This window comes from Vicinamibacterales bacterium, from assembly GCA_036012125.1.
Taxonomy (GTDB): Bacteria; Acidobacteriota; Vicinamibacteria; order Vicinamibacterales; family UBA823; genus UBA11600.
In genome coordinates this window covers 105744-125441 of the sequence record DASCOS010000004.1, presented here as the reverse complement: position 1 = coordinate 125441, position 19698 = coordinate 105744, and the positions used below count along the sequence as shown (strand labels likewise).

The 19698-nt window shown below is 55.8% G+C and carries 16 protein-coding genes, 2 tRNA genes and 1 pseudogene; 6 read left to right on the top strand and 13 right to left on the bottom strand.

Annotated elements, in window-relative coordinates:
- Positions 1-228 precede the first annotated feature (228 nt).
- Positions 229-2544 (top strand): TonB-dependent receptor, encoded by a 2316-nt coding sequence (locus QGH09_01820; protein HJO16921.1) that lies wholly within the window; start codon positions 229-231, stop codon positions 2542-2544.
- 124 nt (positions 2545-2668) lie between these two features.
- Here QGH09_01820 and QGH09_01815 read toward each other — a convergent pair.
- A tRNA-Gln gene (locus tag QGH09_01815) sits at positions 2669-2742 on the bottom strand.
- A 131-nt stretch (positions 2743-2873) separates the two neighbouring features.
- Here QGH09_01815 and QGH09_01810 point away from each other — a divergent pair.
- Together QGH09_01810 and QGH09_01805 are read left to right on the top strand one after the other, a co-directional pair.
- The gene (locus QGH09_01810; GenBank protein HJO16920.1) at positions 2874-3587 is read left to right on the top strand and encodes a hypothetical protein; all 714 of its coding nucleotides are present in this window, start codon (positions 2874-2876) and stop codon (positions 3585-3587) included.
- A 12-nt stretch (positions 3588-3599) separates the two neighbouring features.
- Positions 3600-4025 (top strand): annotated as a pseudogene (locus QGH09_01805) (DsbA family protein).
- A gap of 23 nt (positions 4026-4048) precedes the next feature.
- Here QGH09_01805 and QGH09_01800 read toward each other — a convergent pair.
- A complete protein-coding gene (locus QGH09_01800; GenBank protein HJO16919.1) occupies positions 4049-4696 on the bottom strand; it encodes a DNA-3-methyladenine glycosylase in 648 nt (215 codons plus the stop codon).
- Positions 4693-6192, bottom strand: coding sequence for a glutamate--tRNA ligase (gene gltX, locus QGH09_01795; GenBank protein ID HJO16918.1), 1500 nt, complete (start codon positions 6190-6192; stop codon positions 4693-4695). The genes QGH09_01800 and gltX overlap by 4 nt, the downstream gene beginning before the upstream one ends.
- A 282-nt stretch (positions 6193-6474) precedes the next feature.
- On the opposite strand from gltX, the gene QGH09_01790 reads away from it, so the two are divergent.
- The gene (locus QGH09_01790; GenBank protein HJO16917.1) at positions 6475-7413 is read left to right on the top strand and encodes a hypothetical protein; all 939 of its coding nucleotides are present in this window, start codon (positions 6475-6477) and stop codon (positions 7411-7413) included.
- Positions 7414-7448: 35 nt separating this feature from the next.
- Here the strand turns inward: QGH09_01790 and QGH09_01785 are convergent, their stop codons facing one another.
- Positions 7449-9146 (bottom strand): amidohydrolase, encoded by a 1698-nt coding sequence (locus QGH09_01785; GenBank protein HJO16916.1) that lies wholly within the window; start codon positions 9144-9146, stop codon positions 7449-7451.
- A 139-nt stretch (positions 9147-9285) separates the two neighbouring features.
- On the opposite strand from QGH09_01785, the gene QGH09_01780 reads away from it, so the two are divergent.
- Positions 9286-10377, top strand: coding sequence for a mannonate dehydratase (locus tag QGH09_01780; protein ID HJO16915.1), 1092 nt, complete (start codon positions 9286-9288; stop codon positions 10375-10377).
- Here QGH09_01780 and QGH09_01775 read toward each other — a convergent pair.
- The 5 genes from QGH09_01775 to QGH09_01755 all read right to left on the bottom strand — a co-directional run bounded on the left by QGH09_01775 (position 10374) and on the right by QGH09_01755 (position 14022).
- Positions 10374-10871, bottom strand: coding sequence for a Rid family detoxifying hydrolase (locus QGH09_01775; protein ID HJO16914.1), 498 nt, complete (start codon positions 10869-10871; stop codon positions 10374-10376). The genes QGH09_01780 and QGH09_01775 overlap by 4 nt on opposite strands.
- A gap of 113 nt (positions 10872-10984) precedes the next feature.
- Positions 10985-11185, bottom strand: coding sequence for a hypothetical protein (locus QGH09_01770; protein HJO16913.1), 201 nt, complete (start codon positions 11183-11185; stop codon positions 10985-10987).
- Positions 11186-11440: 255 nt separating this feature from the next.
- Positions 11441-11534, bottom strand: a tRNA-Ser gene (locus QGH09_01765).
- Positions 11535-11606: 72 nt separating this feature from the next.
- Positions 11607-12686, bottom strand: coding sequence for a 3-isopropylmalate dehydrogenase (gene leuB, locus QGH09_01760; protein ID HJO16912.1), 1080 nt, complete (start codon positions 12684-12686; stop codon positions 11607-11609).
- Between the two features lie 133 nt (positions 12687-12819).
- A complete protein-coding gene (locus QGH09_01755; protein HJO16911.1) occupies positions 12820-14022 on the bottom strand; it encodes a 2-isopropylmalate synthase in 1203 nt (400 codons plus the stop codon).
- Positions 14023-14133: 111 nt separating this feature from the next.
- Between QGH09_01755 and QGH09_01750 the strand changes: the two genes are divergently transcribed.
- On the top strand, positions 14134-15024 hold the full coding sequence (locus QGH09_01750) for a LysR family transcriptional regulator (protein HJO16910.1): 891 nt from the start codon (positions 14134-14136) through the stop codon (positions 15022-15024).
- A 30-nt stretch (positions 15025-15054) separates the two neighbouring features.
- Here QGH09_01750 and QGH09_01745 read toward each other — a convergent pair whose 3' ends face one another.
- From QGH09_01745 to QGH09_01730, 4 genes are all read right to left on the bottom strand, one after another.
- Positions 15055-15675, bottom strand: coding sequence for a 3-isopropylmalate dehydratase small subunit (locus QGH09_01745; GenBank protein HJO16909.1), 621 nt, complete (start codon positions 15673-15675; stop codon positions 15055-15057).
- On the bottom strand, positions 15675-17093 hold the full coding sequence (leuC, locus tag QGH09_01740; protein ID HJO16908.1) for a 3-isopropylmalate dehydratase large subunit: 1419 nt from the start codon (positions 17091-17093) through the stop codon (positions 15675-15677). The genes QGH09_01745 and leuC overlap by 1 nt, the downstream gene beginning before the upstream one ends.
- A gap of 179 nt (positions 17094-17272) precedes the next feature.
- Positions 17273-18130 carry an ion transporter gene (locus tag QGH09_01735; protein HJO16907.1) on the bottom strand — a complete coding sequence of 286 codons (858 nt, stop codon included), beginning with the start codon at positions 18128-18130 and terminating at the stop codon, positions 17273-17275.
- A gap of 11 nt (positions 18131-18141) precedes the next feature.
- Positions 18142-19593, bottom strand: coding sequence for a DEAD/DEAH box helicase (locus QGH09_01730; GenBank protein HJO16906.1), 1452 nt, complete (start codon positions 19591-19593; stop codon positions 18142-18144).
- Positions 19594-19698 lie beyond the last annotated feature (105 nt).

Below are 19698 nucleotides of genomic sequence, written 5' to 3'. Positions count from 1 at the left end.
AGCAGACTGGACTGAATCGCCCATACTGGTTCACTCGACCGATACAATCACTTCCCATTACGGCCAGAACGATCCTGCTCGCGGCCCACCCGCCTAGTTTTTCCACCACCTTTAGTCGTTTTAGTTGTTCGCTTAGAAGTCGGCCTCTCCTGTGATTTGACTGCCTGGCCGACTGAAAGGTGAGCGCCGTCCGGCACAGAGGTAACTTGAGTTTCGGGAAAGCAACACATGTGGAATTGTTTTCGAATCGTCCGAAGCACACTACTCGTAAGTGGGGTCCTAGTGTGTCTTGCCTGGACGCCGGCATGGGCCCAGAGCACTGGCACTGTCCGCGGCAGCGTTACGCTGACCGAGAACGGCGATGCCATCGCCGGAGCATTGGTGTTGGTGATTGGACCCGGCCAGACGGTGTTGACCAACGCAGAGGGCATGTTCGTTGTTGAGGACGTGCCCGTTGGCACTTATGAAATCTTGGCACAACGCGAGCACCTCACTGCCAGTCGCCAAGCAATCACAATCCTTGCAGGGGAAACGACGACCGTCGAGTTTGAACTGGCACTTTCGCCCGTGCACGAGGAAGTGACCGTCACGGGTACGGTAGCGGATTCCGCCACAACCTATGAAGCGTTCAATGCCATCAGTACACTTGACGCGTTCGATCTTGTCACTGATGCCCAGGGGTCCCTTGGAGAGGCACTCGAAAATGAGCCGGGGGTCTGGAAGCGGAGCTTCGGTCCGGGTTCAAGTCGCCCGATCATTCGCGGCTTTGATGGTGACCGGGTACTCGTGATGGAAGACGGAGTCCGCACCGGCGACTTGGCCAGTCAATCCGCGGACCACGGTACGTCAGTTGACCCGAATGGGCTCGAACGCATCGAAATTGTGCGAGGACCGGCAACTCTACTTTATGGGTCCAACGCAGTAGGTGGTGTCATCAACACCATCACACCGCACGAAAGCTACCGTAATACGCTGACCGAGGGAACGCGCGGGCAACTCAGTGTTGATGGGGGAAGCGCCAACCGGCAGGCGGGAACCAATGGCAGCATGCAACATGCCCAGGGACCGCTCATGATGTGGGCCGGCGGTGGCACACGGAGAACCGATGATTACAACACGCCGGCCGGCAAGATCAAGAATTCGGCGACCCGTCTGTCAAACGGTCGAGCTGGTGTCGGCTACTTTGGCGAGCATCTGTTTGTGAGCAGTGGGGTAACTATTGAGGATGGCCGCTATGGCGTTCCATTCGCCGAGGACTTCCATGGACATGGCGACCATGACGAAGATGACCACGGAGAGGACCATGAAGAGGAGGGCACCATCGACGTCGGCTCAACACGACGGGTGGGTAACATCGAAGTTGGAATGCGCGATCTAAACAATCGTTTCGTAAACTCGCTCCGCATGGTAACCAAAGTCGTCGACTGGCAGCATGATGAACTCGACGTTGACCATAAGGGCGTTGAAACCATTGGGACAACGTTCAACAATCGGAGCTATATCGCGCGGATAGAAATGGATCAACGACAGACCAATAGAGTCGCGGGGAAGTTCGGCGTCTGGGCTCAATTTCGTGATTACGTTGCCAAGGGAGAGGAAGCGCTGGCGCCTGCGACCGATCAAGTGTCGCTCGCCGCCTTTGCTTATGAGGAGTTAAGTTTTGGTCGATACCGCTTTCAACTTGGCGGGCGTATCGAACGCAACGCCTACTCGGTTGCGGCGCGTCAGGCCAGCCACGACGACCATGACGACGACCACCTTGAGGCACCGGCCGTGCGTAACCGTGACTTCACCACCGCGTCAGGTTCAGTGGGTTTCCAGACTGACCTTGGCGAAACCGGTGCCTTCGTCGTCAACCTGACCCGTTCATACCGAGCCCCGGCGCTAGAGGAGCTCTACAATTTTGGTCCGCACGTTGGCAACCTCACCTTCGAGGTTGGCAATCCCAACCTGGACACTGAATCCACCCTAGGACTCGATGTGAGCCTTCGGCACCAGGCAACCCGACTTCGTGGCGATTTCAACTTCTATATCTACGACATCGACAACTTTGTGTTCCCGTCCCAAACCAACCAAATCAAGAACAAGTTGCGTGTTGCTAATTTTCTTCAAGGTGACGCGCGGTTTGTCGGATTCGATGCCAAGGCGAGCGCTCGACTCGGCACCTCCGTTTGGGCAAATTTGGGCATCGGACTTGTAAATGCAGAATTGACTACGACACAGCAAGCACTCCCTCGGATTCCTCCACTCCGTGCGCAGTTGAGTTTCAATTTCCCCTATCGAGGATTGACGGTTACACCCGGGTGGATCGTATCTGCCAAACAAAACAAGGTGGATCGCCATGAAACTCCTACTAATGGTTATTCTCTTCTAAACATTAAAGCCTCGTATGTATGGCCCATGCAGCACATGGCCCACATTCTGGCCGTCTCGGGGTACAACCTGACAAACGAAAGTTATCGGCTCCACACATCATTCATCAAAGACCTCGCGCCAGAAATCGGGCGCGGGGTGAAAGTGTCCTATTCGCTTCGCTTCTTTTAGAGAGTTTTTCGATTTATGACCGGCATGCCTCCCGAGAGCGTGCTGGCCTTCGGGGTACGTATCGAACTTTCTGCCTGATGCCCGGAGCGCTGGAAAGGGATCACAAACTCGCAGGGCGAGAAGTTGGCTGGGAGGCAGGGATTCGAACCCCGATTCCACGGTCCAGAGCCGCGTGTCCTACCATTGAACGACCTCCCAGTATCGGCCGCGGTGGGACTCAGAAACCCCAATTATAAATAGCGTGAAGCTACCCTACAAGAGCGGGGATCGTCCCTGTACGATTTATACTCACCGCATTTGCGAATCTGTTCGGCGGCCGGTATGCTGGCATGACGCTACCAAGCCAGAAGGGTGCAGGGCGCGTCTTATACGATATGGCTGATAGTGAGCAACTACCGTCGAATGTTCCAACTGGGGGTCAGTCTTCCGGGATGGGCCTGAAGCGCGGTGTGCTCTGGTCGTGCGTGCTACTCCTCGTCGTGGGCGTGGGGGCTCTTCTTTCTAAGCAACAGTTCGGTTTATCGGATGAGGTCGTCGCGCGTGTGGGTGATCGTGAGATTACGCTCGGCGAGGTCGAGGAACACTGGCGTGAGATCGACGCCGGGTCGTTCATGCAGGTCTCGCAGTCACGCTACGATGCGTTGGTCCTTTATCTTGACATGGTTGTGGGTAATCAGATCCTCGAGATCGAAGCCGCTAATCGAGGTCTCACCCCAGAGACGCTTCTACGACAGGAAATGTCGGCCCGAGTGACACCGATTACAGATACTGACGTTGAGCGGTTTTACAGTAGCCTCGGGGAACAACAGACCCAGGGGCGTACGCTTGAACAATTGCGTAGGCCGATCAACAACTTCTTGCAGCAGCAGCAGTCTGTAGAAGCACGTGCCACGCTGATCGCTGAGCTGTCAGATAGTCTGGATGTGCGAGTTGAACGGCTCCTTGAGCCACCGCGGATGGCCATTGCACGCGCGCCGACCGACCCAATCAAGGGTACGTCGGGCGCCATCGTGGAGATCATCGAATTCTCCGACTTTCAGTGACCGTTTTGTGGGAGGGTCGGTCCGACCCTCGAAAGAATCACCGAGGTATACGGTGATCGAGTGCGCTTCGTCTTTAAGGACCTGCCCCTAAGCACCCACCCCCAAGCCTTCAAAGCGGCCGAGGCGGCTCAGTGCGCGCATGCCCAAGAGCGGTTCTGGGAGTACCACGATAAGCTGTTCGTGAACCAACGGGCACTGGCGATTCCGGACCTGAAGCGATACGCCGGAGAGTTAGACCTCGACCAGTTGGCGTTCGATGCGTGTTTGGATTCTGGTGAGACAGCAGACTTGGTGCGTCAGGACATCGCGGAGGCGGAAAGCTACGGTGTGACGTCTACGCCAACGCTCTTCATCAACGGTCGGATGATCTCTGGCGCCCTACCGTTCGAAACCTTCGAAACAGTGATCAATGATGAACTGGCCCGCGGGGAACGTTAAGTCTCCGTGGCCTAGTTCAGTCATCACCCGTCCAACGGCGCATTCTCGACGCTCTCCCAGAGATACCAAGATGCCACCGAGCGGTAAGGTCGCCAAGGTTCGGCGATCTTGAACATACGTTGAGGAGTGGGTGGTTTACGCATCCGGTAGGCCTTCTGCATTGCCTTAACGATCCCCAAATCTCCGACAGGAAACACGTCGGGCCGGCCGAGTCGGAACATCAGAAACATATCGGCCGACCAGCGACCAATCCCTTTCACCGATGTCAGCACCGAAATGACCTGGTCGTCAGACTCGGTTTCAAGCGCGGCCAAGTCAAGGGTGCCTCGGTTGACCTTCTCGGACAGGTCTTTCAGATAATCCACCTTCGCCCAACTTAACCCGGCGTGACGGAGCCGAGCGCGGCGGGTCTTACCAAGCGCGGCCGCAGTGAGACCACCGTCAGCAGGAAACTTAGCCAAGAGACGCGTATAAATCGTCTTTGCAGCCTTAACCGACAGTTGCTGCCAGACAATAGCTTCCACCAGGGCTAAATAGGGGTCGGTCCGCTTGAAGCGTCCCATTCCGCATGGTCCCTGCCGACGGATGATCGCCGCGATGACGGGGTCGCGAGCTGTCAAATAACGACAGGCCCGCCGGTAGTCGTTTGGGGTAATGAGCGGCTCGGTCACGACAGTGAGTCGAGCGGTGGCTGCTCGGCAAGAAACTGCTCAAGTGCTTTTAGCCGACCGATCGTCTTAGCCCGACCCATGAGTTCAACCATCTCAAAGAGGCTAGGGCTGACGGTAGTCCCGGTCATGGCAACTCGGGTGGCGTGGATTAGGACACCAGCCTTTATGCTTCTGCTGTCGGCGATGCCCCGAAGTACACGCTCCAAGGAACTGGAGTCGAATCGGTCTTCCTCAAGCGCAGCATACGCCTCGCGAAGAGCAGCAACGTGATCGGCTAGGCCAACTACTGATAACCGCTTTTTCACAGCCTCTGGCTCGTATGTCACTTCGTCAACTAGGAACGGTCGGCCGTACTCAACAAAGTCGGGAAGAACTGTGGCACGTGATTTTAGTAGATTGATAATGCTGGCGAGCCTCGTGCGTGAGTCCCCTACGCTGGCGTACTCCTCACGCCATAGTCTCGATTCCTCGAGGAGCGGCTGGATCTTGTCGATGATCTCGTCCGCCGGGAGTAATTCGATGTGCCGGCTGTTAAACCAGTCGAGCTTCTTTTGATCGAAGACAGCATTGCCGCCGCTGACTCCTTCCAGTGTAAATGCCTGCACCAGTGCGTCGCGCGTTAACATCTCTTGGTCCTCACCCGGTGACCAACCGAGTAAGGCTAAGAAGTTCACCAAAGCGTCTGGCAGATAGCCCAACTGTTGAAATTCAGCGACCGAGGTTGCACCGTGCCGCTTACTCAATCGTTTCTTGTCAGCTCCGAAAATAAGTGGCACGTGAGCAAACTGAGGTAGTTTCGCGTTCAGTGCTCTGAAGAGTAATACGTGCTTGGGAGTGTTCGAGGTGTGGTCGTCACCACGCACGACGTGAGTTATCGCCATGTCCACATCATCAACGACAACCGACAGGTGATAGGTGGGGTGACCGTCCGAGCGTAGGAGGACAAAATCGTCGATGGTCGCGTTGTTGACCTCGATCGAACCACGAACAACATCGTCGAATCGAGTGCGTCCCTTAGGCACTTTGAACCGAATCGCATGCGGGACACCAGTGCTCTTTAGCTGCGCCAGTGCCTTGTCGCTGCGGTGAAGGCATGTACGGTCGTACATCCAACCTGCGTGCTCGGCCTGCGCAACTGCCCGACGCGCCTGTAGTTCCTCGGGTTGGCAAAAACAACGGTATGCGTGGCCGCTGGCCACGAGGTGGTCAACGGCCACACGGTAGTTCTCTAGGCGGGCCGATTGAAAATAGGGACCATGCGGACCGTTCACGCCAGGGCCTTCATCCCAATCGATCCCTAGCCAGCGCAATCCGCCGAGGATACCAGCCACTAGGTCCTCTGAGGAACGACGGCTGTCGGTATCCTCGATTCGGAGGATAAAAACACCTCCGTGACGGCGTGCGTAGAGCCAGTTGAACAGTGCCGTCCTGGCACCGCCGATGTGTAGGAAACCTGTCGGTGAGGGTGCGAAACGAAGGCGTGGGGTTACTGACATTTGAATCGATTTCGTATTACTACTTCTTCACTTTCACTACAAGCGTCCCATGGGTTTACTATGGAACGCAACCAGCGGCAACGCATTACAAAGTATGATTATTATCTAGGACAAGGCAGGTATGTATCCATCAAGGCCCCACTTTATGCTGCCACCTACGGCCTGCCCTTCCAAATACCCGCAGCATTATTTTGTGGTGTGCGGGGAGTCGGTAATTCAATGTGGGCGTTTAGACACCTCACCGTGTAGCGAATTCCGATACGATTTTGCGCGGGAACAGTTATGCCAGTGTCGTTTGCTCGCCTAGTAGTGTTGGCTCTGACCCTTCTTGCGGTGCTGGCCGACCGGGAACCGGTTCGAGCTCAGACACCTTCTCTCGAGACCGTGCTCGCTCGTGCTGCTGACTACGTGTCAATCTATCAGCAGGATTTGGGCAACATCATCGCCGACGAAGAGTATACGCAAGCAGTCGATCCCGGGCGGACGAGACGGATGGACTCAGAACTCCTCGTGTTTAGTCCTCCCGATGACGAGCGTTGGCTCGTGTTTCGCGATGTTATCGAGGTGGACGGGAAGCCAGTCGAAGACCGCGAACAACGCCTCGCGGATCTGTTCCAGGAAACACCAGATGTCCCTGCGGCGCTCGAACTCAAGCTTCGAACTGAGAGCGCGCGTTTCAATATCGGTTTCATTCGCCGGGATCTGAATGTGCCAACGATGGCCTTGCAACTACTTACCAACCGAGAAAGGTCACGGTTGGTCCTGGAAAAGACCCAGGAGGAGCTTTTGGGTGATCTCAAGACCTGGGTCATAGCATTTCAGGCCGTCGACTCGCCCGCGTTGATTCAGGATGCTCAGAAGCAGGGTCTCCTCTCACATGGTGCGTTCTGGATTGAACCGGCCACCGGGCGTGTCTTGCAGACTGATTTTCTGGTGGAGGACGACGCAATTGGACTCACGATCGAGATGCGCGTGCGCTACCAACACAATGAGTCGATGGGCATGCTAGTACCGGCAACGATGACAGAACACTACAGCGTGGACGTAAAAGTTCAACCCGGCCAGTCAACGATCCGGGGGGCCACCGTGTCGGCTGAAATCCCGTCTCAACGACAGTTTTTCGCGAGTTCCAAGATGACGATTCGGTGTGAGGCGACCTACTCCAACTACCGGCGCTTCGGCGTCGACACCGGTTTCAACATCCGGCCACCACGACGCTGACCGACCATTTGCCGCCATTTCCACCATTCAATCCATTAGTTGCTTTGCGAGTACATCACCTTGCCACCTACGATCGTGTACAACACCTCGGTTGACGGAATCTCGTCTTCTGAAATCGTCATGACATCCTTCGACAGTACGGTGATATCCGCAAGCTTCCCAACGCTCAACGAGCCCTTAATATCCTCTTCAAACGCTGCGAACGCCGCATTGATGGTATAGGTCTGGAGTGCTTCCAACCGACTGAGTCGCTGGTCGGGGTAGAACACGGACCCATCGGCTAGCTTGCGCGATACCGTTGCGTAATAGCTAGCGAGTGGACTAACGTCCTCGACTGGTGCGTCGGTACCATTGGAAACCACCGCCCCTGTTTCTAGCAGCGTTTTCCAGACATAAGCACCCTGCTCGGCACGCTGCTCACCAAGGCGTGCCACCACGTAGGGCGCATCAGACGTGCAATGCACCCCCTGCATCGATGCGATCACACCGAGTTCTGCAAAGCGTGGAATGTCATCAGGATGCAGATGCTGGGTGTGCTCGTCCCGCCAGCGGAGGTCGCTTTTATCCGGATTCGCCTCAAACACACGCTGAAAAATATCGAGCGTCTCTCGATTAGCGCGATCCCCAATCGCGTGGACGCACAGCTGAAAATCATTAGCAATCGCCCAAGCAGCTGTGTTGCTAATCGACTCCGGTGTCGTCGTGTTTAATCCAGTACTCTCCGGCGAGTCACTGTACGGTTCCAGAAGCCAGGCACCGCGGGAGCCCAGTGCTCCATCGATAGAGCGCTTAATCGCCCGTACTGTCAAATGGTTATCGCCATAGCCAACCATCCGATAGTCGGCGCCTCGCGCGGCCAAAGCCTCGTTCGATTCCCTGAGCATTACCCAAAGTCGAATCCCCAAGCTTCCGTCATCCACCATGCTCTTCAACAGATCGACAGTCTCAAACGACGAGCCCGCATCCTGGAAACTGGTCACGCCCTTGGATAGGGCCTCCGCCACAGCCAGTTCGACTTGTCGACGGGGGTCCGGTGGAGTCGCATCAGCTGAGGCGGCACTCAGCAGGCGGGATGCTGTTTCTCGAAATACACCAATCGGATTATTGCGGGAATCCCGAAGAATTTCGCCACCGTCGGGGTTCGGCGTGTTACGCGTGATGCCTGACATCTCCATCGCCCGAGCGTTCGCAAACGTTGCGTGCCCACTGGCGTGGGTCAGCAACACCGGATTGTCAGGTGAAACTTCACTCAGACGGTCGTGAAAGGGAAAGCCTTCGATATTCGGCTCCGGCAGCGGGTCCCATTTCTCCTGGTGCCAGCCCCGACCTCGGATAAGTTGACCCGGCTCTACCTGTTCGACGGCCGCGGCCACCATCGACACGACCTCCTCCCAGTTCTGCGTGTCCATTAGGCGCAATTGCATCTGCGCGTTACCGACACCGAGAAAGTGGCCGTGACCCTCGATGAAACCCGGAATAGCCAGCCGCCCATCTAGGTCGATGACCGTGGTCATCTCACTGCGGTAGGCGTCAACCTCGTCATTCGTGCCAACTGCGACGATTTCATTGCCACGCACTGCTAACGCTTGCGCCTCGGGATTGGCGTCGTCGACTGTCACAATCTTGCCGTTATGCAACACGAGGTCGGCTGGCTCGAGCCCGGGACCGCACCCAAGGCTTAAGACAACCGTCATGGACAAATACACACCGACCAACGTGCTTCGCGTTCTCATACCCACCATTGTGCACCCCCGACTCGAACTTTGTGTCCCGGAAGAGTATGTGAGGCCGCCTGATCAATGCAACTATGGCCAGTTCTGAAGCCTATCGAGTGTATGCTGTCTAGGTTCCCATAAAAGAAAGGATAAACGGATGGACCGACGAACATTTGTGTCGTTGACTGGTGGAGTGGCAGGAGCGCTTTCCATTACAGGATGCCAAGTCACCAGAACGCTTCCCGAAGCCAAGCGCCGACCACGGGTTCGGATGACGGTGGGTACCCAGCGGTCACCGACGACCGATGAGATGTTGCTGTACTTCAGGCGTCACGGCATTGAACACATCTGCGGCTATCCAGAAACTGACGGCTGGACGGGACCACGGCTACAGCAGCTGCGTGAGCGTTGCGAATTGCACGGCATTTCGTTGGACATGGTCCAGTTTCCGTTCATGTCATCGTCACACATCGATCGCGCCGACCGTAAGGCAATCATGCTAGGTCAGGATCCTGAGCGTCAAAAGGAGATTGACGAAGCCTGCGAGATTATTCGGCGCTGTTCCGAAGCTGGTATTCCGGCCATCAAGTACAACCTATCATTACTGGGCGTACTCCGTACCGATCCCACGCGTGGCCGTGGCGGCACTAGCTACAGTACATGGCGCTTGGTGGATGCCGACCCGAATATCGAGACGCGCGCGGGTGAAGTGGCGGCAGATGAAATGTGGGAACGCATCACGTATTTTCTCGAACGGGTCATCCCAGTGGCCGAGGAATACGACATTCGACTGGCCTGCCATCCACACGACCCGGGGGTATCGCCCGAGGGGTTTCATGGCATTGCCCGGGTACTCGGTACAGTCGACGGCCTCAAAAAATTCGTGAACATTAAGGAAAACTCACACCACGGTCTCAATCTGTGTCTGGGTACCACCGCTGAGATGCTGGAAAATCCTGCCGAGGAGATTCACGACGTAATTCGCTACTTTGGCTCGAGGCGAAAGATCTTCAATATCCATTTCCGTAACATCCTCGGCAGGCGAGACGATTTCCAGGAGGTCTTCCCCGACGAGGGTGACATGGACATGGTGCGAGTCATGATGACCCTCAAGGAAGTTGATTACCCTTATATGGTTATGCCCGATCATATGCCACGCCACCCAGACGACCCGAATGGGCGTCAGGCGTTTGCGTTCGGGTATGGTTATATCAAGGGGCTCATTCAGGCAGTTGATACGTTAGCCTAGCGGACCGCGATCATCTGTAGTTCGACCTTTGCACCAACGTTCAACGCCGCCACCTGGACGGTCGCCCGCGCAGGGGGATTCTCGGGAAAATACTCACGGTACACCTCATTGAACGTTGCGAATTCATCGATGTCCACTATGTAGGCGGTCACCGATACGACGTTCTCAAAATCCATCCCGGCAGCCAGCAGCACCTCACGGATGTTCGCCAGGGATTGCCGCGTTTCTAATTCGATGCCACCAGACACCAAATTGGTAGTTACCGGATCGCGTCCGAGATGTCCGGCGATGTACAAGGTGTCGCCGGTCAGAATACCTGGGCTGTAGGGCAGTCCGAAATATGGGTAGGTCTCGGGCCTGATAACCTGCCGCTCTTCCATTACCTGCCGCGTGGATGCCTTGCCATCCGACGCGACGATCATCGGGATTACAACGATTAGAACAGCCAAAGTGATTAGTGTGGCAACGTCTGTGCGATTTCTGAATATCATCATGCCCCTTTCATGAGTTTCTCAACCCAAGTCCCGAATTCCGACCTAAGCTAGCATCATCACTGCTGCGTCCACTCTACGCGCCGGAAAGAGTGCGATAAACAGCTACCAAACTATTACCAGATCGGATTCGGTCGGTAGAAAGGCCAAGCCCATGGACTCGATCTTAGATTGAGTTGGTCATCGTTAAATGCCAACTCTCCTTGGGTGGTTTCAAGATAATCTAGGATAAGTGCTCGGTCGACAGTTTCAAGCGGCCACAGGTTATGCTCGTCTTGCATCCAAGTGATCACCTCGTCCCACCGGTTGCGGTTCATGTGACTCGAAAGAATGATCGCTGTCGAGTGACAGAGAACGCAGTTCTCAAGCACCACCTCGCGCCCCTTCGATGGTCTAAGTCCCTCGAGAAGGCCTTCGGTGGTCGATTCAAGTGCCTCCTGCCCCCTTCGAGAGGGTCCCCGAAGGTTCTACTACACAATCCTCACGTGTTCTTCGCCAGAACATGAGAGAAAGATCGCTCCTTTGACGCTCTTGGCACACCCGCGTCACACGTAGGGCGACCAATACAGAACTGGCGGTGAGGCAGGGATTCGAACCCTGGGTAGAGGTTTAAGCCCCTACAACGGTTTAGCAAACCGCCGCCTTCAGCCTCTCGGCCACCTCACCTGTCATGGCACTGCGCCTAGAACACAGCCCGTTCCTAAGGATACCGCAGCAACCGGTTTCTAGTCTGTGACCTTATGCTGCAGCGTGGAATTGTTCGATGATGGCGGTAGTCATCGCCTTTGAGCCGACCGGTGGCTTATTGTCCATCGGGACCAAGTCGACCGTACGATAACCGGCCGCAAGGGTATCACCGATCGCTTGCTCCACAGCCGTCGCCTCAACGTCTAGCTTCAGTGAATGCCGCAAGAGCATCGCCACTGAGCCAATTGCACCAATCGGATTTGCCTTGTTCTCGTTCGCGATGTCTGGTGCCGACCCGTGAACCGGCTCAAAGAGGCCGACTTTTCCGCCGACACTCGCCGATGGCAACAGGCCTAACGAACCCACAATGGCACCGGATTCATCCGACAAAATATCGCCGAACAGATTCTCCGTAAGGATGACATCGTAACGATCAGGTTTTGACGCAATTAGCAGGGCGCATGCATCAACATACTCATGGCTTAGTTCAATATCCGGGTACCGCTTACCGGCGTCCGTCACAACCTTCCGCCAGAGTCTTGAGGTTTCGAGGACGTTGGCTTTGTCTACAGAGGTGACCCGTTTCCCGCGGAGGCGTGCACTTTCAAACGCGACGGTGGCGATCCGTTCGATTTCCTCAACCGAATAGCGCATGGTGTTGAAGGCTGACTGACCGTCTTCAGCAACGCCACGAGGCAGGCCGTAGTACAAACCACCAGTTAACTCACGGACAACTAAGATATCGACGCCTTTCACGACCTCAGGCTTAAGTGAGCCTCCATTTTCTAGGCCCGGCCAGACCCGCGCAGGCCGAAGGTTTGCGAATGCCTCCAGCTCACGGCGGAGCTTTAAAATTGCCGCTTCAGGGCGCTCTTCTGGCGCCTTGTCGTCAAACTTGGGATGGCCAACCGCGCCGAGGAAGATTCCGTCGGCTCCGAGACAACCCTCAAGCGTCTCGGTTGGCAATGGGGGGTAGCCTGCATCCAGCGCCGCACCACCCACCGCATAGGTTCGAAGGTCAAAAGCGTGACCGAAACGATCCTCCACGGCTTTCAGGACGCTACTGGCAGCAGCAGTCACCTCCGGGCCGATCCCGTCTCCCGGCAATAGAGCAATTGTGGCAACCTTCATCGAACTCCCCATTCTTCTCCGACCAAGACACGACGGAATCGGCCAGACCTATAGGCAGATGAACGTTCCCGTCAATGCAGATTTGATGTTGCGTTGGATGAACTAGGCGATACCTCTTGCCGACCCGAGTCCCTTATGCCGACTTGGCACCGGCTGCTGTTGATTCTGATTCAGTCTCCTCCATATGCACTGTCTCGATCATCGCAACCAAGTCCTCATCACCAACGGTCTTCTGGGCATCGGCTAGACGGATCATGCGTTGATAAATCTGATCAAGCTCGTACCGGCTAAGTTCGTAGCCGAGTTCCACGCAGCGATTCTGCACGGCATGCCGTCCCGAATGCTTACCAAGCACGAGTGTAGTCTGCGAAACCCCAACATCTTCAGGCTTCATAATCTCGTAAGTGCGTCGATCCTTTAGCATACCGTCTTGGTGGATACCAGCCTCGTGAGCGAACGCGTTACGTCCAACGATCGCCTTATTGGCCTGTACCGCCTCACCAGTCAACGCTGAGAGCAATTGACTGGTTTCATAAATGGCCTCCGTGTTGATTCCGGTCGCGAACGGTAGACGGTCTGCCCGCACCCGAGTTGCCATTACAATCTCCTCAAGCGACGCATTGCCGGCGCGCTCACCAATCCCATTAATCGTGCATTCAACTTGCCTTACACCTGCCCGTAACGCCGCCAAAGTATTCGCAACGGCGAGGCCAAGGTCGTCGTGGCAATGCGCACTGAAAACAGCCTTATCGGAGTTCGGGACACGCGTGATAATGGTTGTAAAGAAATCAAAAATTTCATCCGGTGTCGAGTAGCCAACCGTGTCGGGCAAATTGATTGTTGTCGCACCAGCCGAAATCGTCGCTTCGACGACCTGGCAGAGAAAGTCGATGTCCGTGCGCAATGCGTCCTCGGCTGAAAACTGAACATTGTCGGTGTACTGTCGAGCCAGCTTCACACCATCGACCGCAGCTTCCTGACACTGTTCGCGTGACATGTGAAGCTTGTGCTCAAGGTGGAGGTCGGAGGTGGCGAGGAACGTGTGAATTCGACTGCGCTCAGCACCTTCAACGGCTTCACCGGCACATTCGATATCAGCGCGCCGGGAGCGCGCCAGACTCGCAATTACTGGTCGCCTGACCTCCTTCGCTACTCGACGCACGGACTCGGCATCGTCCTTCGACGCGATCGGAAAACCAGCCTCAATGATATCGACGCCCAACGCGTCAAGCTGCCTGGCCAACCTGAGCTTTTCATCAATTCGCAGAGAGAATCCCGGCGCCTGCTCACCGTCACGCAGCGACGTGTCAAAAATCTGCAACCGTTCAGTCGTCATGAAAGGTAACCCCTCAAGTGTCCTTGTACGCCCCAAATCGAACCTTCGTCAAGATTATAATTATTACTATTTAATAAATAGATATTATATATTCGAGCCTGAAATCTGCCCATGAATCTTGCTGAGCTGCAAACGTTTCTAACTGTTGCTTCAGAGCGTAGTTTCTCACGTGCTGCCGCGAAGCTGCACCGAACCCAGCCGGCTGTCAGTCAGGCAGTAAGGCGCCTCGAGGAGGAACTAGACGAACGACTTTTTGACCGCACCTCGAAAGGCGGGCGACTGACCGAGGCAGGGCGTATCCTGCTCGATTATGCACGGCGCCTGACTGAATTACGCGACGAAGCAGAAAACGCGGTCCGCGAGTTACAAGATTTCCGGCGTGGGCGCGTGACGATCGGCGCTAACGAGGCTGCAGTGCATGTATTACTACCCATCGTAAGCCACTTCCGTAACGCACATCCGGACGCCCAGGTAGAAGTACGGCGTATCCCCGCGCGACAAGTTGCAAACGAGGTGATTAACGGAGCACTGGATTTTGGTGTACTCACGTTTGATCCAGCCGAGCGCGGCTTGAATTCAGTGGCAATTGGAGCCGACGAACTCGTCTTACTCACCAGCCCAGACCATCCCTTGGCTGCCAGGAAAGAAATTTCTATGGAGGAGTTCGGACGACAGACCGTGATCGCACACAATGATCCGTCCCCCGCACGGGAGCGCGTGCTGCGGCTGTCCGAGCAGCGTCATGCGCCAATAAACATACAGATGTCATTCCCGAGTCTCGATGGCATTAAGCGCGCGGTGGAAATGGGGCTTGGTGTCGCCTTACTGCCACGCCGGTGCGCTCTCACAGAAATCTCTCGTCAGCAAGTTGCCGTTGTCAAGGTTTCACAGCTTCGCCTACCGCGTCAGGTGCGACTGGTCTACCGGCGGTCTGGCGAGTTCTCACGCGCTGCAGCTGCCTTTCTTGATTCCGCGAAGCAAGCGGCACGCAAACTGGATTAAAACAACGAAAAGGACGGATTTGCAACGGACTCAAAAACCAGTGACGTAAGGTAGCTTTTCCGCAACGGCTCGAACTTCGCCAAACTGACTAAGCAAAAGACCGGTCGCATCCCAGGTCCCGGATAGAAGCGCTTCGCGCGGGGCAGGCGCCATCGACACTTCAACCGTTTGACCGCCGGTTTGGATACTTAGAGCGTGGAGGTCGAAAACCATCGGCAGGCAAGGTTGCTCCTCCACTGAGTGCATTAGTCCTTCGATTATCTCGGGCGTCGCTGTCGCGCACGGAAGTCCTAAAGCCGTTGAATTCGCTAGAAAAATCTCCGAGAACGATTCGCCGACACAAGCTTCGATGCCCCAGCGTTTCAGTGCCTGAGGCGCGTGCTCACGCGAAGAACCACAGCCAAAATTCGCGTTGGTCAACAAAATCGACGCATCCTGATACTGGGCCTGGTCAAAGATATGCCGCGCACCCGCTTCGATAAGCGCTTTTCGGTCATCCTCAAATACGTGCGCCTCAAGCCCTTCGAACCGCACCGACCGAAGAAAGCGGGCCGGAATAATCCGGTCGGTGTCGATGTCCTGGCCGCGCATCGGAACCGCGGTGCCGGTAATACGCTCAATCTTCGGCACGGCGTGGCTCTGACCACCCATCACGCACCCTCTTTGACTGGCATGAGTGCACGTACGTCCGTTATCTCACCAGCGATTGCCGCAGCGGCAACCATTGCGGGGCTCATGAGGAGAGTCCGGCCAGTGGGACTTCCTTGGCGACCCTTAAAGTTGCGATTGGACGACGACGCGCACACCTGACGGCCCTCAAGCTTGTCGGGGTTCATCGCTAGGCACATCGAACAACCCGCACCGCGCCATTCGAAGCCAGCGTCACGGAAAATCTCATCGAGACCCTCCTGCTCAGCAGCCACACGAACTGCCTGCGACCCGGGCACGACCAAACCAGTGACGTGGGGTGAAACTCGTTTTTTGGCGATAACTTGAGCGGCTTCGCGCAAATCTGTCAGCCGGGAATTCGTACATGAGCCAATAAACGCTACGTCAATCTTGGTGCCGGCGATCGGTGCGCCACTATCAAGTCCCATAAATTCCAGAGCTTCAGTAACCGCTGGCCGATCCTTTGCTCCAACATCTGTTGGCGCTGGGATTGTCTCACCGACCTGGACCGACTGACCCGGGTTGATTCCCCAAGTGACGACCGGCGCTAGGGCAGTGCCATCAATCTGGACGCGATCATCGTAGTTGGCATCAGTGTCTGAGGCCATTGACCCCCACCAAGTTTTAGCCGTTTCAAATGATTCACCGGATGGCGTGAACGGTAGACCATCGAGATAGGCGAACGTCGTGGTGTCGGGGTTAACGTAACCAACGCGCGCGCCACCCTCAACCGACATGTTGCACACGGTCATTCGCTCGTCCATCGTCATACCATCGAGAACTTCACCACCATACTCGTAGGCGTAGCCAACTCCACCTTTTACGCCAAGCCTACGGATAATCTCGAGAATTACATCTTTTGCATAGACGCCGTGGCCAAGAGAACCCGTCACATCAATCCGGCGCACCTTTAAGGGGTCGATAGCTAGACACTGTGATGCCAGAACGTCGCGGACTTGCGACGTGCCGATGCCGAACGCTACAGCACCAAACGCCCCATGCGTGGACGTGTGACTATCACCGCACGCAATTGTCATGCCCGGTTGCGTCAGTCCGAGTTCTGGAGCAATCACGTGGACAATGCCCTGTCTTGGGCTCGATAGATCCCAAAGCGGTACCCCGAACTCCTTCGCGTTTTGCTCGAGTGCCGACAACATCTCTTCAGCAAGCACGTCGGCGAATGGCCGAGTCTGGTCACGGGTTGGCACGATGTGGTCAACAGTGGCAAACGTCCGTTCGGGAAATTCTACCTTCCATCCGCGGCCGCGCAGCATGTCAAAGGCTTGTGGGCTTGTCACCTCATGCACAAGATGAAGACCAATGAACATCTGGGTCTGACCAGTTGGAAGATGGCGCACTCGGTGTGCGTCCCAGACTTTCTGTAACAATGTGCGGTTCATAAGCTTTGGGGATATTCTGCAGCAAAAGCGACGCTAGATAACCAACGTCTAACTGAAAGCCTACGTGAGGCAGTCGACCGATGCAACCTGTTGGTCGCTTTTGCTACGGACCAATTAGCAAAGGCTGCCCACCAGTGTTCGCAATCCGACTGTAGTTCTCAATAGTCGAGGGTGCGCGATCAAGAACTCCCCGACTCGCCGTCAGCATATAGTGCTGAGCCACAGTACTTACAGTAAGAGGCATCGTGATCATGGCCTTCTCGAGAGCACACGAGACAGGCCTGTGTCGACACCTTCGAAATTGGATTTAACTTAGCCAATTCAACCGAGACGATACCAGTCGGCACGGCGATAATGGCGTAACCTAGGATCATCAACCCTGCAGCCGCAACCTGGCCCAACGTGGTCGCCGGCGCAATGTCGCCGTATCCAACAGTCGTCATCGTGACAATTGCCCAGTACATGGCTCGCGGAATGCTTGTAAAACCGCTCGCCTCGCCTTCGATGAGATACACCACGGAGCCAACAACGACCGCGATTGACAGCAGGGAACTCACAAATACGGTGATCTTCGCGCGGCTTGCCCGTAAGGCTGCCATCAAGAAATCGCCCTCTTTCACGTAACTAGCAAGCTTTAATACACGGAAGACCCTCAATAGACGCAGTGCACGAATCACGAGCAACGACTGGCTGCCTGGCATAAGAACGCTAAGGTAGGTGGGTAAAATGGCCAATAGATCCACCACGCCGAAGAAACTAGTCACATAACGTCGCGCGTTTTGTACGCTGATTAGCCGAACGACATACTCGACCGTAAAAAGGATGGTGAAGACCCACTCCAACAGGAGTAACTCTTGGCCATAGCGGTTGTGAATCGAGGTGACGCTATCGAGCATCACCGCTGTCACGCTGATAACGATCGCCGTAATCAACAAGACGTCAAACAGCTTGCCGGCAGCTGTGTCGGCCTCGAACACAATTTCATGGACGCGACGCCGCCAGGGCGCCATGAAACTGATAGGTGGAGGGTTGGTCATACCTCGTGGCCTCATCGACGCGGTGAGCGTCCCGAAGAACGCCGTCGCGGTCGGGGGGTGCCGACCTTTTTCTTGGGTAGCGGCGGTTCAGTTGGTCGGTGAAGTGGCGCATGAAGGCTCTGTTGGTAGTAGTCATCAAGCAACATGGCAATGAGCGCAGACTCGTCTTCGTTCTCAGCCAGTTGCCGGGCAAGCGCAATAAATCGCTGGCTCCGCTCACGTTTCAGCGCATCCCGGTCTCGGAGTCTTGCCTCGAGTAGGACGGTGACACGTTCCGCCACCAACGTTTCTACATCCGACGGCGTTGGCAAGGGGCGTTCCTGCATCTCAATACCAAAGGCCTTTGCAATCTTATTCAGCGTGAACCACTCTAATTCTGTGACAAGCGACATGGCGATGCCGGTCGCACCGGCCCGACCGGTCCGGCCCGCACGATGAATGTAACCTTCGATGTCGGCTGGTGGCTCATACTGAATGACGTGCGACAAGTCGGGAATGTCGAGCCCACGTGCGGCTACGTCGGTTGCCACGAGAAACCGAAGCGATCCCTGTCGCACACGCTTTAGCACGCGTTCGCGCTCAGCCTGGGATAAATCCGCGCTCAATTCGTCAGCGTCGTAACCAAAGTTCTTCAGCAGATTGGACACGTAGTGCACCATCGACTTCGTGTTCGAGAAAATGATGGCTGACGTCGGATTTTCCAGTTCGATAATACGCATTAGACTGCGGTCCTTATCCATCCCGGGCACAATGTAGTACACGTGCTCGGTATCAGTCACATGGACGTGGTCGCGGCTGAGGGATAGGAACTCGGGCTCGTGAAGGAACTCCCGAGCAGTGCGCATGACAAAGTCTGGAAAGGTCGCTGAGAACATACAGCTGTGCAGTCGACGCTCCGGAAAGTGCCGTTGCATTTCCTTCATGTCCGGATAGAAGCCCATCGACAACATCCTGTCGGCCTCATCAAAGATGACCATCTTGAGGTGCTTGAACGACATCGTCCGTTTGAGTAAATGGTCAAGCACGCGACCCGGTGTGCCTACGATGATGTGCGCCCCGTCGCGTAGCGCGTCAACCTGCGGGCCGTAACCAACACCACCGTAGACTGGAACGTGGCGCAGACCAGCATCCCCGCAGAGCGTCTCGGCCTCATGCCACACCTGTCTCGCGAGTTCGCGGGTCGGCACAAGCACGAGAGCTTGGCAGTGAGGATGCGATCGATCCAGGCGTTTTAGCATCGGCAGTAAAAACGCACCGGTCTTGCCGCTGCCAGTCCGAGCTTGAATCAGCATGTCCCGGCGGGCCAGCAGATACGGAATCGCCATCGCCTGCACTGGCATGAGAGTCGTCCAACCCGCGCGGGCTGCCCCTGCACGCAAGGGTTCTTCGAGGTCATCAATTCCGACCTCGGGCAACAGGTCTTTAGGCTCCGACACGACAGATTCGTTAAGAAGTTTCGCCAAGCGGATATCTTTAGTAAGACATTCCAAGAACAGGTGATCCAGTCAATCATGCCACAGGTGGCAAAAATTGGCTGGTCGACATAGATTCCCTCGATGCGAGCACGC

What these genes read in the sequence shown, in the direction of transcription:
- QGH09_01820 (HJO16921.1), top strand. Translation starts at nt 229, where the DNA reads ATGTGGAATTGTTTTCGAATCGTCCGAAGCACACTACTCGTAAGTGGG.
- QGH09_01810 (HJO16920.1), top strand. Translation starts at nt 2,874, where the DNA reads ATGACGCTACCAAGCCAGAAGGGTGCAGGGCGCGTCTTATACGATATG.
- gltX (HJO16918.1), bottom strand. Translation starts at nt 6,192, where the DNA reads ATGTCAGTAACCCCACGCCTTCGTTTCGCACCCTCACCGACAGGTTTC.
- QGH09_01790 (HJO16917.1), top strand. Translation starts at nt 6,475, where the DNA reads ATGCCAGTGTCGTTTGCTCGCCTAGTAGTGTTGGCTCTGACCCTTCTT.
- QGH09_01785 (HJO16916.1), bottom strand. Translation starts at nt 9,146, where the DNA reads ATGAGAACGCGAAGCACGTTGGTCGGTGTGTATTTGTCCATGACGGTT.
- QGH09_01780 (HJO16915.1), top strand. Translation starts at nt 9,286, where the DNA reads ATGGACCGACGAACATTTGTGTCGTTGACTGGTGGAGTGGCAGGAGCG.
- QGH09_01775 (HJO16914.1), bottom strand. Translation starts at nt 10,871, where the DNA reads ATGATGATATTCAGAAATCGCACAGACGTTGCCACACTAATCACTTTG.
- QGH09_01770 (HJO16913.1), bottom strand. Translation starts at nt 11,185, where the DNA reads ATGAACCGCAACCGGTGGGACGAGGTGATCACTTGGATGCAAGACGAG.
- leuB (HJO16912.1), bottom strand. Translation starts at nt 12,686, where the DNA reads ATGAAGGTTGCCACAATTGCTCTATTGCCGGGAGACGGGATCGGCCCG.
- QGH09_01755 (HJO16911.1), bottom strand. Translation starts at nt 14,022, where the DNA reads ATGACGACTGAACGGTTGCAGATTTTTGACACGTCGCTGCGTGACGGT.
- QGH09_01750 (HJO16910.1), top strand. Translation starts at nt 14,134, where the DNA reads ATGAATCTTGCTGAGCTGCAAACGTTTCTAACTGTTGCTTCAGAGCGT.
- QGH09_01745 (HJO16909.1), bottom strand. Translation starts at nt 15,675, where the DNA reads ATGGGTGGTCAGAGCCACGCCGTGCCGAAGATTGAGCGTATTACCGGC.
- leuC (HJO16908.1), bottom strand. Translation starts at nt 17,093, where the DNA reads ATGAACCGCACATTGTTACAGAAAGTCTGGGACGCACACCGAGTGCGC.
- QGH09_01735 (HJO16907.1), bottom strand. Translation starts at nt 18,130, where the DNA reads ATGACCAACCCTCCACCTATCAGTTTCATGGCGCCCTGGCGGCGTCGC.